This is a genomic window from Spirosoma areae (assembly GCF_054781775.1).
On the sequence record NZ_BAAGTT010000024.1, the window covers coordinates 442,607 to 454,671 of the forward strand.

At 48.5% G+C, this 12,065-nt stretch carries 20 protein-coding genes; all 20 read right to left on the minus strand.

Translation table 11 applies throughout. The features are described from left to right. Positions 1 to 47: 47 nt before the first annotated feature. Complete coding sequence (carA, locus tag ACYVI1_RS12205; protein WP_460910363.1) at positions 48 to 1,151, minus strand: glutamine-hydrolyzing carbamoyl-phosphate synthase small subunit; 1,104 nt, start codon at positions 1,149 to 1,151, stop codon at positions 48 to 50. A gap of 88 nt (positions 1,152 to 1,239) precedes the next feature. Beyond that, positions 1,240 to 2,043, minus strand: a complete 804-nt coding sequence (rplQ, locus tag ACYVI1_RS12210) for a 50S ribosomal protein L17 (protein ID WP_460910365.1) — start codon at positions 2,041 to 2,043, stop codon at positions 1,240 to 1,242. Positions 2,044 to 2,129: 86 nt separating this feature from the next. Continuing rightward, the gene (locus ACYVI1_RS12215; RefSeq protein ID WP_460910367.1) at positions 2,130 to 3,119 is read right to left on the minus strand and encodes a DNA-directed RNA polymerase subunit alpha; all 990 of its coding nucleotides are present in this window, start codon (positions 3,117 to 3,119) and stop codon (positions 2,130 to 2,132) included. Positions 3,120 to 3,304: 185 nt separating this feature from the next. Beyond that, positions 3,305 to 3,910 (minus strand): 30S ribosomal protein S4, encoded by a 606-nt coding sequence (gene rpsD / locus ACYVI1_RS12220; protein WP_460910369.1) that lies wholly within the window; start codon positions 3,908 to 3,910, stop codon positions 3,305 to 3,307. Between the two features lie 139 nt (positions 3,911 to 4,049). Further along, positions 4,050 to 4,445 (minus strand): 30S ribosomal protein S11, encoded by a 396-nt coding sequence (rpsK, locus tag ACYVI1_RS12225; protein ID WP_171737784.1) that lies wholly within the window; start codon positions 4,443 to 4,445, stop codon positions 4,050 to 4,052. Positions 4,446 to 4,544: 99 nt separating this feature from the next. Next, on the minus strand, positions 4,545 to 4,922 hold the full coding sequence (rpsM, locus tag ACYVI1_RS12230) for a 30S ribosomal protein S13 (protein WP_020603978.1): 378 nt from the start codon (positions 4,920 to 4,922) through the stop codon (positions 4,545 to 4,547). 2 nt (positions 4,923 to 4,924) lie between these two features. Then, positions 4,925 to 5,041 (minus strand): type B 50S ribosomal protein L36, encoded by a 117-nt coding sequence (ykgO, locus tag ACYVI1_RS12235; protein ID WP_191040229.1) that lies wholly within the window; start codon positions 5,039 to 5,041, stop codon positions 4,925 to 4,927. Between the two features lie 82 nt (positions 5,042 to 5,123). Then, entirely contained in the window at positions 5,124 to 5,342 is a 219-nt protein-coding gene (gene infA / locus ACYVI1_RS12240; RefSeq protein ID WP_009284801.1) for a translation initiation factor IF-1, read from the minus strand. Positions 5,343 to 5,349: 7 nt separating this feature from the next. Further along, positions 5,350 to 6,162, minus strand: a complete 813-nt coding sequence (gene map, locus ACYVI1_RS12245; RefSeq protein ID WP_460910523.1) for a type I methionyl aminopeptidase — start codon at positions 6,160 to 6,162, stop codon at positions 5,350 to 5,352. A 32-nt stretch (positions 6,163 to 6,194) separates the two neighbouring features. Next, a complete protein-coding gene (gene secY, locus ACYVI1_RS12250) occupies positions 6,195 to 7,514 on the minus strand; it encodes a preprotein translocase subunit SecY (RefSeq protein ID WP_460910371.1) in 1,320 nt (439 codons plus the stop codon). Between the two features lie 32 nt (positions 7,515 to 7,546). Then, positions 7,547 to 8,023 carry a 50S ribosomal protein L15 gene (gene rplO / locus ACYVI1_RS12255; RefSeq protein ID WP_460910373.1) on the minus strand — a complete coding sequence of 159 codons (477 nt, stop codon included), beginning with the start codon at positions 8,021 to 8,023 and terminating at the stop codon, positions 7,547 to 7,549. Positions 8,024 to 8,199: 176 nt separating this feature from the next. After that, on the minus strand, positions 8,200 to 8,379 hold the full coding sequence (gene rpmD, locus ACYVI1_RS12260) for a 50S ribosomal protein L30 (RefSeq protein WP_460910375.1): 180 nt from the start codon (positions 8,377 to 8,379) through the stop codon (positions 8,200 to 8,202). 19 nt (positions 8,380 to 8,398) lie between these two features. After that, the gene (gene rpsE, locus ACYVI1_RS12265) at positions 8,399 to 8,917 is read right to left on the minus strand and encodes a 30S ribosomal protein S5 (RefSeq protein ID WP_460910376.1); all 519 of its coding nucleotides are present in this window, start codon (positions 8,915 to 8,917) and stop codon (positions 8,399 to 8,401) included. Positions 8,918 to 8,934: 17 nt separating this feature from the next. Beyond that, a complete protein-coding gene (rplR, locus tag ACYVI1_RS12270; RefSeq protein WP_460910378.1) occupies positions 8,935 to 9,291 on the minus strand; it encodes a 50S ribosomal protein L18 in 357 nt (118 codons plus the stop codon). A gap of 110 nt (positions 9,292 to 9,401) precedes the next feature. After that, positions 9,402 to 9,959, minus strand: a complete 558-nt coding sequence (gene rplF / locus ACYVI1_RS12275; protein ID WP_460910380.1) for a 50S ribosomal protein L6 — start codon at positions 9,957 to 9,959, stop codon at positions 9,402 to 9,404. Between the two features lie 13 nt (positions 9,960 to 9,972). Continuing rightward, positions 9,973 to 10,371 (minus strand): 30S ribosomal protein S8, encoded by a 399-nt coding sequence (gene rpsH, locus ACYVI1_RS12280; protein ID WP_460910382.1) that lies wholly within the window; start codon positions 10,369 to 10,371, stop codon positions 9,973 to 9,975. Positions 10,372 to 10,461: 90 nt separating this feature from the next. Then, positions 10,462 to 10,731 carry a 30S ribosomal protein S14 gene (gene rpsN / locus ACYVI1_RS12285; RefSeq protein WP_018618709.1) on the minus strand — a complete coding sequence of 90 codons (270 nt, stop codon included), beginning with the start codon at positions 10,729 to 10,731 and terminating at the stop codon, positions 10,462 to 10,464. A 23-nt stretch (positions 10,732 to 10,754) separates the two neighbouring features. Beyond that, complete coding sequence (gene rplE / locus ACYVI1_RS12290) at positions 10,755 to 11,309, minus strand: 50S ribosomal protein L5 (protein WP_460910384.1); 555 nt, start codon at positions 11,307 to 11,309, stop codon at positions 10,755 to 10,757. A 21-nt stretch (positions 11,310 to 11,330) separates the two neighbouring features. Next, on the minus strand, positions 11,331 to 11,693 hold the full coding sequence (rplX, locus tag ACYVI1_RS12295; protein ID WP_460910386.1) for a 50S ribosomal protein L24: 363 nt from the start codon (positions 11,691 to 11,693) through the stop codon (positions 11,331 to 11,333). 3 nt (positions 11,694 to 11,696) lie between these two features. Continuing rightward, positions 11,697 to 12,065 (minus strand): 50S ribosomal protein L14, encoded by a 369-nt coding sequence (gene rplN / locus ACYVI1_RS12300; protein ID WP_018618706.1) that lies wholly within the window; start codon positions 12,063 to 12,065, stop codon positions 11,697 to 11,699.

The window sequence follows — 12,065 nt, forward strand, 5'->3', positions numbered from 1 at the left end:
GCGGCATTCCGATGGAAAGCCGAATTACTGCCCAATGCCTTCCAACTTTACTCCTTCATCATGCCCACAAACTGGTCGAACAAGTACCGCGAGTCGTGTGGACCCGGCGATGATTCGGGGTGGTACTGCACCGAAAACGCAGGTTTGTCTTTCCTCCGGATACCCTCAATAGTATTATCGTTGAGGTTGATATGCGTTAGTTCAACGTTTGCATGATCCATTACTTCTTCGGCCTTTACCGCAAAACCGTGATTTTGTGATGTTATTTCACAAAGGCCGGTAATCAAATTCTTAACCGGATGGTTCAGCCCCCGATGGCCATTGTGCATTTTATAGGTCGAAATGCCGCTGGCTAATGACAGAATCTGGTGACCTAAACAAATACCGAATAAAGGCGTTTCAGTGGCCAATGCCTGCCTGACTGTTTCAACTGCGTAGGGCATAGCCGCCGGGTCGCCGGGGCCATTGGCAATGAAATAACCATTGGGCTTCCAGGCGGCTAATTCAGTATAGGGTGTTTTGGCCGGAAAAACTTTGCAGAAGACACCTCGTTCGTTAAAATTGCTGAGGATGCTGCGTTTAACACCCAAATCCAGTACAGCTACACGCAGATTCGCTTCGGGATTGCCCTGCTCGTAGGCTTCTTTGGTGCAAACCTCCGACGACAGTTCCAGCCCGGCCATGTCGGGTACGTTGTTTAATTGCGTCAGCAATAGGGCGGGGTCCAGTGTTTCCGACGAAATGATGCAGTTCATGACGCCCTTCGAGCGGATGTATCGCACCAATTGCCGGGTGTCAACCCCGTGAATCCCGACGATGTTTGCCTTCTCGAAATAGGCCTGCAAGGAGCCGTCAGCCGTGTGACGCGAGTGAATATTGGAGAAGAAATTGCAGACCATCGCCCGAATTTTCACCCCATTTGATTCCTGTTCGGCCTCGTTCAGCACCCCGTAATTCCCAATATGCGATGTGGTATTGATGATGACCTGACCATAGTAGGAGGGATCGGTGTAAATCTCCTGATAACCGGTCATACCGGTGTTAAAGCAAATTTCTCCCCCAGCGGTGCCGATTTTGCCGAGAGCCAGACCCCGATAAACGGTTCCATCCTGCAAAACTAATAGCGCTTCGGGCTGCTGCGTATGTTTCATGTATGCGTTTTGGCTTGAAAGACTAAAAAAAAGGGCTAACCAGCACGGTTAACCCATTTCTATATGACGTGTTTCGTAAGTCACTGCGTTATTCTTCTTTACCACCTTTTAACCTAGCCTGCAATTCGTTCAGTTCGTCTAATTTACCATCACGGGCAAGAACAGCCTGTTCATTCCAGGTCGTTGCGTCGTGGATGTTGAACCGAGGGCCAGCCTCTGCCAGCACCTGCTGAACCGTTTCATCTTCTGCATCGGCCAACTGAGCAAAGGTAGTAATACCCGCGTTGTTGAGCAACTCGGCAATTTTCGGACCGATGCCTTCAATCAACGTCAGGTCGTCAGCGGCAGCAGTGTCTGCAACAACTTCAGCGGTCGTTTCTACCACATCGGCGGCAACCGGTGCGTCAACTGGTTTAGCCGTGGCAACCGGTGCAGACCCATCAGCAGCCTGACGAGCCGAACCACTACCCCGACGGCTCCGGCGCGTTTTAGTTGCCGCAGTTGCTTTCTCGGCAACGGCCGCAATCAGCAATTCGTTGAAGTCAACCAATTCAATCAGGCAGGTTTCGGCGTTATCACCTAAGCGGTTGCCCAACTTGATGATGCGCGTATAACCGCCGGGACGACTGGCGATTTTGTCGGCCACCGTACCAAACAACTCTTTCATCGTCTCCTTGTCGTTCAGCGACTGGAATACAATACGACGATTCTGGAAGGTGTCATCTTTTGCCTTCGTTAGAATGGGTTCCACAAATTTGCGGAGTTCTTTCGCTTTCGCCACCGTCGTTTCGATGCGTTTGTGCAGGATAAGCGACGAGGCCATGTTCTGCAGCATCGCTTCGCGGTGCGAGTGCGTCCGGCTTAGGTGATTATCTTTTTTACCGTGTCTCATTATTTCTTATTTGTTTCAAGTTTCAAGTTTCATGTTCCATGCTCGATAACGTGGAACATGAAACTTGAAACTTAGAACAACTTTTTTTAATCTTCGTCTAATCTGTACTTAGCGACATCCATACCGAACGTCAGGTTCTTTTCAGCAACTAATTGCTCAAGCTCCGTCAGCGACTTCTTACCAAAGTTGCGAAACTTCATCATGTCCGAAATCTCTAACCGAACCAAATCGCCCAGCGTCCTAACATCCGCCGACTTGAGGCAGTTGTAGGCCCGAACCGACAGGTCGAGGTCGGCCAGCGAGGTTTTCAGGAGTTTCCGCATGTGCAGAACTTCTTCGTCCACGACGTTTTCCTCTTCCGGCTTGGCCGTTTCAAACGTCATCGTCTGATCAGAGAACAGCATAAAGTGCTGAATCAGAATCTTGGCGGCTTCCTGCAACGCAATTTCAGGATGCACCGAGCCATCCGTTTCGATGTCTAAAAGCAGGCGCTCATAATCGGTTTTCTGCTCAACCCGTGTGTTATCCACGCCATATTTCACGTTTTTGATTGGCGTGAAAATGGCATCGATTGGGATATGGCCGAACGGTAATTCGTTCGCGCGGGGTTCATCCGCCGGCACATAACCCCGACCTTTCTCCACAAAAATTTCCATCTCTAAATCCCGCGTATCGTCGATATGGCAGATTTCCAGTTCAGGATTCAGCACCTCGAACGATGGCGAAAATTTAGATATATCACCAGCCCGCAAGACTGATTGCTTTTTAATATGGACCGTGATTTTGTTGTCGACCATGTCATTGATCTTTTTAAACCGAACCATTTTTAGGTTCAGAATGATCTCTGTCACATCTTCAACAACGCCCTCTATAGAAGAGAATTCGTGCAACACACCGGGGAACTTTACGCTTGTAATGGCGTACCCTTCCAGCGATGACAGCAGGATGCGACGGAGCGCGTTGCCGATTGTTACACCATATCCTTTTTCAAGGGGTTTGAATTCAAACACCCCGTGAAAGTCGTCAGCTTTCTCCACTACGACTTTGTCGGGCATTTGGAACGCTAATATTGACATACGTTTCGTATTTTAGAGCAGTTCTCTGCCTTGGCGTGAAGACTGAAATTATATTTACGGTTTCAGCACTTCGGTTTTGGTTCTCTTCTGGACAAATGACCAGTTTTCCACCGAAAACCAATCAACTATGCACCGTAGACGATATGAAAATCCAGCAGAATCCGGGTTGAGTTCTGCCAGTAAGCTTACTTCGAATACAATTCGACGATAGCCTGCTCGTTGAAGTTTTCGGGAATTTGGTCGCGCTCAGGATAGCTGATGAATTTACCTGTTAGTTGCTGCGCGTCCCATTCAACCCAATTATAGCGCTTCGTATTGCGGGCGGCTACGCTTGTCGAAACGGCTTCCAGCGACTTCGATTTCTCCCGAACACCAATCAACTGGCCGGGTTTCAGCGAATAGGATGGAATGTTTACCACTTCGCCATCGACGATGATGTGTTTGTGCGATACCAACTGGCGAGCAGCCCGGCGAGATGTAGCGATACCCAAGCGATAAACTGTGTTATCCAAACGGGCTTCGCACAATTTGAGCAGGTTTTCGCCCGTAATTCCTTCCCGAACCTGCGCCCGGTGGAACAAGGCACGGAACTGACGTTCCAGAATGCCATACGTATACTTTACTTTTTGCTTTTCCAGCAATTGGAGCGCATATTCGGACTGTTTCCGTTTGCGACCCCGACCGTGCATACCCGGTCCGTAGTTTTTTTTCTGAAGCGCTTTGCTCGGTCCCATCACGGGTTCGCCGAACTTACGCGAAATTTTGGCCTTTGGGCCTGTGTAACGTGCCATTCGTTCAATGAATGAATAAGAGTGAAACATTGGACAGACACAACTAAATGTCGCCTGTCCCTATTCATTTTAGTTTAACGTATCAAATTTGATGTTCCAGGCTAGTAGAGCGAGTAAACTAACGTTGGAACGTGAAACATTAAACTCTTCTCCGTTTTGGCGGCCGGCATCCATTGTGCGGCAACGGGGTAATATCACGGATTGTCGTTACTTCGATACCTGAGTTCTGAATGGTACGGATAGCCGACTCACGGCCAGAACCCGGTCCTTTCACGAACACCTCTGCTTTCCGCATACCCAGGTCGTGGGCAACGGCAGCACAGTTTTGAGCGGCAGTTTGTGCAGCATACGGGGTGTTTTTCTTTGAGCCACGAAAGCCCATTTTACCCGCCGATGCCCAGGAAATAACCTGGCCGTTCATGTTGGTAATCGAAATGATGATGTTGTTAAACGTAGCCCGGATGTGTACCTGACCAACGGGTTCAACAACGACCACCCGCTTTTTCGCTTTGTCTTTGCGTTTTGCTTGAGCCATTTTGTTAGGTAATCGTCAATGTGCCACCGGTTATCATTACTTGCCATTTGTAAACAAAATGACGCTAAATGCTCCGTGTGACGATGAGCGACCGATTAATTATTTCGTTACTTTCTTCTTGTTAGCCACTGTCTTCCGCTTGCCTTTCCGGGTACGCGAGTTGTTTTTCGTATGCTGACCACGAACCGGCAGACCTTTCCGGTGACGCAGACCCCGATAGCAGCCAATATCCATCAATCGCTTGATGCTTAACTGAACTTCCGACCGCAACTGACCCTCAACTTTGTACTCGTTCGAGATCGCGTTACGCACAGCGCTCGCTTCATCGTCCGACCATTCGCTGGCTTTCTTGTCGACGCTGATGCCCGCGTCGGTCAGGATTTTCTTAGCCCGGCTACGACCAATGCCGTAGATATACGTCAGCGCAATTTCGCCACGCTTCTTGTCTGGAATATCAACACCTGCAATACGTGCCATGCTTAGCCTTGTCTTTGTTTGTAACGGGGATTCTTTTTGTTAATCACGTACAGCTTCCCTTTCCGACGGATTATCTTGCAGTCTTCGCTGCGCTTTTTGACGGACGCTTTAACTTTCATGTTCTTAAAAGTTTGCAGTTCGTAGTTTATAGTTTATAGTTATCAGACTTCCGCATCAAACTACAAACTACAAACCATAAACTTATTTGTATCGGTACACAATTCGCGCCTTGCTCAAATCGTAAGGCGACATTTCTAATTTTACGCGGTCTCCGGGCAAAATCTTGATGTAGTTCATCCGCATTTTGCCGGAGATGTGAGCGATTACCTCATGCTTGTTAGCCAACTCGACCCGGAACATTGCATTCGATAATGCCTCCAAAATTACACCGTCCTGTTCTATAGAATTCTGCTTTGCCATGTTCGCTTTAAGCCGCCATCAGTTCCTGTGTTTCAACCATCAGGCTTGTATTCGCGGTGACTGCTTCTATATATTCAAAGGTTGTCAGAATTTCGGGCTTCCCTTTTCGCACCGCGACCGTATGTTCAAAATGGGCCGATGGTTTACGGTCAACCGTCCGAATTGTCCAGCCGTCGCGCTCCTGAACTACGCCTTTCTTGCCGAAGTTAATCATTGGCTCAATCGCCAGAATCATTCCTTCACGCAGCTTAGGGCCTTGTCCGCGTTTGCCGTAATTTGGTACTTCGGGAGCTTCATGCAGGCTCTGACCAACGCCATGACCCACTAACTCCCGAACCACCGAATACCCGAATTTCTCCGTATATGTCTGAATCGCGTACCCAATATCGCCAACCCGATTCCCATCTACCGCCTTCTCAAGACCGACGTAGAGTGACTCCTTCGTGCGGGTTAACAACCGACGAACGGCCAGGCTAACTTCGCCAACAGGATACGTATAAGCACTATCGCTATGATAGCCATTCAGTTTAACACCGCAGTCAATCGAGATGATGTCCCCGTCTCGGAGTTCGTAGCGGCTCGGAAATCCGTGCACCACTACATCGTTGACAGAAATACAGAGCGAAGCCGGAAACTTGTTATACCCTAAGAATGATGGATAGCCTCCGTTATCCTTAATAAACGTTTCAGCAACTACATCCAGTTCCTTCGTGGTAATGCCGGGCCGGATTAGTTTCGCCACTTCAGCGTGCGCTTTTCCAAGTACCTGTGCACTAATTTTTATCAGAGTGATCTCTTCATCACTTCTGAAATAAATCATTTTATCCTTTTTGTCGGAACCAGCCATTTCGGTTAAGCCGCTACAGTCTCGCTGCTTGTTCGCCCTTGTACCCGACCTGATTTCATCAGCCCTTCGTACCGGCGCATAAGCAGATAACTTTCAACTTGCTGAAGCGTATCCAGTACTACTCCAACCATAATCAGCAGCGACGTACCCCCGAAGAATTGCGCGAAGCCACTGGTCATACCCAGCAGGTTGGCAATAGCCGGCAGGATGGCTACGATAGCCAGCATAATGGCGCCGGGTAACGTAATCCGGTCAAGCACGGTTCCTATGTACTCCGACGTCTGAAGTCCTGGTTTTACACCCGGAATGAAGCCACCACTACGTTTCATATCATCGGCAATCTGGACCGGGTTAACGGAAATGGCCGTGTAAAAGAAGGTAAAGATGATAATCAGCATGGCAAACAACAGGTTATACTGCCAGGTCGTGTAGCTCTGAAACGCGTTTTGTACACCAGCAGCAAAGTCGCTTTTCTCCGCAAAAAGTCCTGCTACATACGTTGGAATGAACATCAGCGCCTGGGCGAAAATAATCGGCATCACACCGGCTGCGTTCAGCTTCAGCGGCAGGTATTGCCGCTGTCCACCCACAACTTTGTTGCCAATGACCTGCTTGGCGTATTGAATCGGAATCCGACGGATAGCCTGCGTCAGAACAACCGCACCCATGACAACAAAATACAGGGCAACCAATTCCAGAACGAAGAGGAGAATACCGCCCGATCCTCTCGATTGTTGTTCCCCGATAATAGCACCCGGAAGCCGCGATACAATTCCAATCATAATAATCATGGAAATACCGTTGCCGATGCCTTTATCCGTAATCCGTTCACCGAGCCACATACAAAAGATGGTGCCCGACGTAAGGATAAAAACAGAGGCAATCGTAAACAAACCCCGGTCAATTAATAATGCATCTGCCGGAATCGTCGTATTCACGTAGGTGATGGCTTGTACAGCCGTTACCCCAATGGTCAATACGCGCGTAATCTGGTTCAGTCGCTTGCGGCCAGACTCACCTTCCTTCTGCATTTTCTGGAAGTAAGGCAGAGCCAGCGTGAGTAGCTGAATGGCAATCGATGCCGAGATATACGGCATAATGCCCAGAGCAAAAATCGAAGCCTTACTGAATGCACCACCCAAAAAGGTGTCCAACAAACCAAGCAATCCCTGCGGATTAAGATTCAGTTTGTTAGGGTCAACGCCAGGTAGCACAATGGCTGAACCCAGACGAAAGGCTGCAATGAACAGAATTGTGTTGAGGATTCGACCCCGCAACTCGTCAATTGCAAAAATATTCTTAAACGTGGTGATGAGTCGGTTCATAAAAGTAGGTCGGCGGTTGCCGTACACACAACTTAGTTAGCTGCTTCCTCTTTCGCTCCTTTAACAGGCACGATGGCCTTACCACCTGCTTTTTCAATTGCGTCTTTCGCGCTGGTCGAGAAAGCGTGGGCATGAATTTCAACGGCGGTTCTTAGCTCACCCCGGCTCAAAACTTTAACAAGATCTTTTTTGCTTACCAGGCCATGCTGGAGCATAAAGTCTATATCAACAACAGTCGCTTTAGTTTCATCAACTAACGCCTGAATGCTGTCTAAGTTGAGAGGTTTGTACTCGACGCGGTTGATATTCTTGAAGCCGAACTTCGGTACACGACGTTGCAGTGGCATCTGGCCACCCTCGAAGTGTGTTTTACGACTATAACCGGAACGTGACTGCGCTCCTTTATGGCCACGCGTAGACGTTCCGCCCATGCCTGACCCCTGCCCGCGTCCGACTCGCTTGCGCTCTCTGACGGAACCTTTTGCCGGTCTAAGGTTGCTTAAATTCATGTGATTTTTTGGAAGAAAGAGGGTCGATAGAAGAAAAAGACCATTGCTACCCGGCTCTTTCCTACGTCTTATCTCTTTTCTTAGTTTACAGATAAAAAGATGATTCTTTTGGCTCTTCAACACAACGACAACATAAAGTTGTTATGGTCTGAAAACCAAAAGAATCGCAAAGGTACTTAAATTTCTTCAACTTTCACCAAGTGTCCCACCTTATTGATGGCCCCTTTCAATGCATCGTTGTATTCCAGTTCGACACTACGGTTGATTTTGCCTAAGCCTAACGACTTTATAGCATTCTTCTGGGATAACGGTCGTTTGATGGTGCTGCTGACCTGTGTAATACGTACTCGTGCCATGGCTGTTGCTCCGTTTAAATTAACCGTTGAATACTTTCGCTAAACTCACCTGACGCTGAAACGCTACCTGATGCGGTAAGCGCATTTTCAACAGGGCAGTAATTGTCGCTTTTACTACATTATGCGGGTTCGATGAACCTTTCGATTTTGCCAGAATGTCGTGTATACCCGCCGATTCGAGAACGGCCCGCATAGCACCGCCAGCAATTACACCGGTACCCGGAGCGGCTGGTTTCAGCAGAACAAAACCACCGCTGAATTTACCTTCCATTTCGTGAGGAACTGTACGCTTCAGAAGTGGGATCTGTACCAGATTTTTCTTGGCATCTTCTACCCCTTTGGCAATAGCGTCGGTTACTTCATTGGCCTTGCCCAATCCGTAACCAACGACACCGTTACCGTCACCGACGACCACAATCGCCGAGAAACTGAACCGGCGACCACCTTTTACCACCTTCGCTACGCGGTTGATGGCGACCACCTTTTCTTTAAGGTCGGCCTCGTTAAACTTTGTCGGTCTTGCTGAATTTATATTCATTGCTACGCATTTAATGCTTAGAACTTAAGGCCTCCCTCACGGGCTGCATCGGCCAGTGCTTTTACTTTACCGTGATATAAGTAGCCGTTTCGGTCGAACACAGCCGCGCTGATGTTCTGGGAAACTGCTTTTTCGGCCAGGCGCTGACCTACTTTCTTCGCCGTTTCGATGGTATTACCTTCAGTTTCGCTTTTTAACTCAACCGATGATGCCGCTGCCAGTGTACGGCCAGCTACATCGTCAATCAGTTGGGCGTAAATCGCTTTGTTCGAGCGAAAAACTGACAGGCGCGGACGTTCTGCCGTACCCGATACTTTAGCCCGGATACCAAACTTAATCCGCTGCCTTCGTTCTTGTTTATTCGTTGTTGCCATGTTATTTGATTCCGACCAAATAGGCGTTTAAAATAAAGCCCCCTAACCCTCAAAGGGAAAATAGGCTTGCGCCAACAGTTTCCCCTTTGGGGGTTAGGGGGCTGTAAATATTATTTTTTCGACGAAGATTTACCTGCTTTCCGGCGAACCTGCTCACCAATAAAGCGGATACCTTTGCCTTTATACGGCTCAACTTTACGGAGCGAACGGATTTTAGCCGCTACGTCGCCGAGGAGTTGTTTGTCGGATCCTTCCAGATACACTTTTGGGTTCTGACCTTTCTCTGTAATAGCCGATACTTTAATCTCTTGTGGAACCGCTACATACACGTTGTGTGAGTAGCCAAGTTGCAATTCGAGAACGTTATTGACAACTGATGCTTTATAACCAACCCCGATCACTTCCAGATCGAGTTTGTAGCCTTCACTTACGCCCTGTACCATGTTGCTCACGAGTGAGCGGTAGAGACCGTGCAGCGCTTTATGGCGCTTTTGCTCCGTGGGGCGGGATATTTGAATCTGACCATCTTCAATGGCTACCGAAATATCCGGATTAACCGACTGGATCAGGGTGCCTTTAGGCCCTTTTACCGTCACGACGTTTTGCGCGTCGACGGACAACGTTACGTTGCTGGGTAGGGCAATTGGTTTCTTACCTATGCGTGACATTGTTCAGGTCGGATTAATATACGTAACACAACACCTCTCCACCGACGTTCAGCGTTTTGGCTTCTTTATCCGTCATCACGCCTTTCGAGGTCGAAATGATAGCGACACCCAAACCATTCAGGATACGCGGCAGATTATCGGCCCCCCGATACTGACGCAGACCTGGGCGGCTAATGCGTTGCAGATCAACGATAGCCGGTTGCTTCGTTGTTGGATTGTACTTCAGCGCAATTTTAATGCTGCCCTGGGGGGTGCTATCGTCGAACTTATAGTTCTGGATAAACCCTTTCTCATACAAAACTTTAGTGATTTCTTTCTTTATGTTGGAAGCAGGAATTTCCACGACCCGGTGCTTAGCCCGGATGGCATTTCTAACGCGAGTTAGATAATCTGCTATTGGATCTGTATTCATTCTTAGCGTTGCGTTACTTGCAAACCTCTGTTTTTGAGTAAGTTCACAAAATTACGGAAACTGAATTACAATGAGAAACGGCGTCTGGAACTACCAGCTTGCCTTGGTTACACCCGGAATTTTACCCGCCGATGCCATTTCCCGGAAGGTTACCCGCGAAATACCAAACTTACGCATATAGCCCCGGGGACGACCTGTTAATTTACACCGGTTGTGCAACCGAACAGGCGATGCGTTTTTAGGCAGCTTGTCCAGACCTATGTAGTCACCGGCAGCTTTCAGAGCGGCCCGTTTCACAGCATATTTGGCAACTAACGCTTCGCGTTTCCGTTCCCGTGCTTTAATTGATTCTTTTGCCATTATTTTAGCCTTTGTGTCGGTTGTTATTTACCACTTTTAGCAAACGGCATACCCATTGCTTTCAGCAACTCGTAACTTTCATTATCGGTGTTGGCGGTCGTCACGAAGGTGATGTCCATCCCCGAAATACGGGCTACTTTGTCAATGCTGATTTCGGGGAAGATAATCTGCTCCTGCACACCGAACGTATAATTGCCACGTCCGTCGAACCCTTTGTCACTGATACCTTTGAAGTCACGAACGCGGGGCAGCGATACAGACGTCAGCCGGTCCAGAAATTCGTACATCTTTACACCACGCAGCGTTACCTTCGCACCAATGGGCATTTTTTCCCGCAGTTTGAAGTTCGAAACGGCCTTCTTCGACATCGTCGGAATGGCTTTCTGACCCGTGATGGTCGTTAATTCTTCGACGCCTACGTCTACCAATTTTTTATCGGCGACAGCGGCTCCAATACCTTTATTGATGACGATTTTGCTCAGACGCGGCACTTGCATAACCGACTTATACTGAAACTTGTCCTTCAATTGAGGTACGATTTCGCTTAGATATTTTTCTTTCAGTCTTGGCGTTGCCATTTTCTTAGACCTTGTTTCGTGTTACTGCTTACGGAACGAGTCAGGAATAAAATTGCCCGTCTTCTTGGAGAAGCGTTGCAGTTTACCCTTCTCGTTCAACTTACGACCTGTGCGCGTGGGTTCGCCAGTAGCGGGGTCAACCAATTTCAAATTACTGATGTGAATTGATCCTTCCGTTTTCTCCAGGCTCCCCTGTGGGCTGGAAGCTGTAGGCTTCAAGTGCTTGGTAATCATCGCAACCCCCTCAACGCGGGCACGGTCTTTTTCTACGATTACTTCTTTCACGACTCCGCGCTGCCCTTTCGAGTTTCCACCAATCACGAGGACTGTATCGCCTGTCTTGATGTGGAATTTGTGTTTCGGTAGCGTTATTTTCTTCTCCATGGCTTACAATACCTCCGGGGCTAACGATACGATTTTCATAAACTGCTTCTCACGCAATTCACGGGCTACAGGACCGAAAATCCGAGTGCCACGCGGCTCATCATTGTTGTTGAGCAGTACGGCTGCATTGTCTTCAAAGCGGATGTACGACCCGTCTTTCCGGCGCACCTCTTTCTTAGTCCGAACAACAACGGCTTTCGACACTGTCCCTTTTTTCATACTACTGGACGACAGGGCTTGTTTCACGGTCACGACAATTTTGTCACCAACTGATGCATACCGCTTGCCCGTACCGCCCAGAACACGGATAACCAGCACTTCCTTTGCGCCACTGTTATCGGCTACGCCTAATCTTGATTCTTGCTGTACCAT

Coding starts and splice junctions, on each gene's coding strand:
- rpsK (WP_171737784.1), bottom strand. CDS start 4,445: ATGGCTCAAGCAAAACGCAAAGACAAAGCGAAAAAGCGGGTGGTCGTT.
- carA (WP_460910363.1), bottom strand. CDS start 1,151: ATGAAACATACGCAGCAGCCCGAAGCGCTATTAGTTTTGCAGGATGGA.
- rpsE (WP_460910376.1), bottom strand. CDS start 8,917: ATGAATATAAATTCAGCAAGACCGACAAAGTTTAACGAGGCCGACCTT.
- secY (WP_460910371.1), bottom strand. CDS start 7,514: ATGAACCGACTCATCACCACGTTTAAGAATATTTTTGCAATTGACGAG.
- rpmD (WP_460910375.1), bottom strand. CDS start 8,379: ATGGCACGAGTACGTATTACACAGGTCAGCAGCACCATCAAACGACCG.
- rplX (WP_460910386.1), bottom strand. CDS start 11,693: ATGGAGAAGAAAATAACGCTACCGAAACACAAATTCCACATCAAGACA.
- rplO (WP_460910373.1), bottom strand. CDS start 8,023: ATGAATTTAAGCAACCTTAGACCGGCAAAAGGTTCCGTCAGAGAGCGC.
- ACYVI1_RS12215 (WP_460910367.1), bottom strand. CDS start 3,119: ATGTCAATATTAGCGTTCCAAATGCCCGACAAAGTCGTAGTGGAGAAA.
- rpsH (WP_460910382.1), bottom strand. CDS start 10,371: ATGAATACAGATCCAATAGCAGATTATCTAACTCGCGTTAGAAATGCC.
- rpsN (WP_018618709.1), bottom strand. CDS start 10,731: ATGGCAAAAGAATCAATTAAAGCACGGGAACGGAAACGCGAAGCGTTA.
- rpsD (WP_460910369.1), bottom strand. CDS start 3,910: ATGGCACGTTACACAGGCCCAAAGGCCAAAATTTCGCGTAAGTTCGGC.
- ykgO (WP_191040229.1), bottom strand. CDS start 5,041: ATGAAAGTTAAAGCGTCCGTCAAAAAGCGCAGCGAAGACTGCAAGATA.
- rplN (WP_018618706.1), bottom strand. CDS start 12,065: ATGGTACAGCAAGAATCAAGATTAGGCGTAGCCGATAACAGTGGCGCA.
- rplR (WP_460910378.1), bottom strand. CDS start 9,291: ATGGCAACAACGAATAAACAAGAACGAAGGCAGCGGATTAAGTTTGGT.
- rplF (WP_460910380.1), bottom strand. CDS start 9,959: ATGTCACGCATAGGTAAGAAACCAATTGCCCTACCCAGCAACGTAACG.
- rplE (WP_460910384.1), bottom strand. CDS start 11,309: ATGGCAACGCCAAGACTGAAAGAAAAATATCTAAGCGAAATCGTACCT.
- infA (WP_009284801.1), bottom strand. CDS start 5,342: ATGGCAAAGCAGAATTCTATAGAACAGGACGGTGTAATTTTGGAGGCA.
- rpsM (WP_020603978.1), bottom strand. CDS start 4,922: ATGGCACGTATTGCAGGTGTTGATATTCCAGACAAGAAGCGTGGCGAA.
- rplQ (WP_460910365.1), bottom strand. CDS start 2,043: ATGAGACACGGTAAAAAAGATAATCACCTAAGCCGGACGCACTCGCAC.
- map (WP_460910523.1), bottom strand. CDS start 6,162: ATGATTTATTTCAGAAGTGATGAAGAGATCACTCTGATAAAAATTAGT.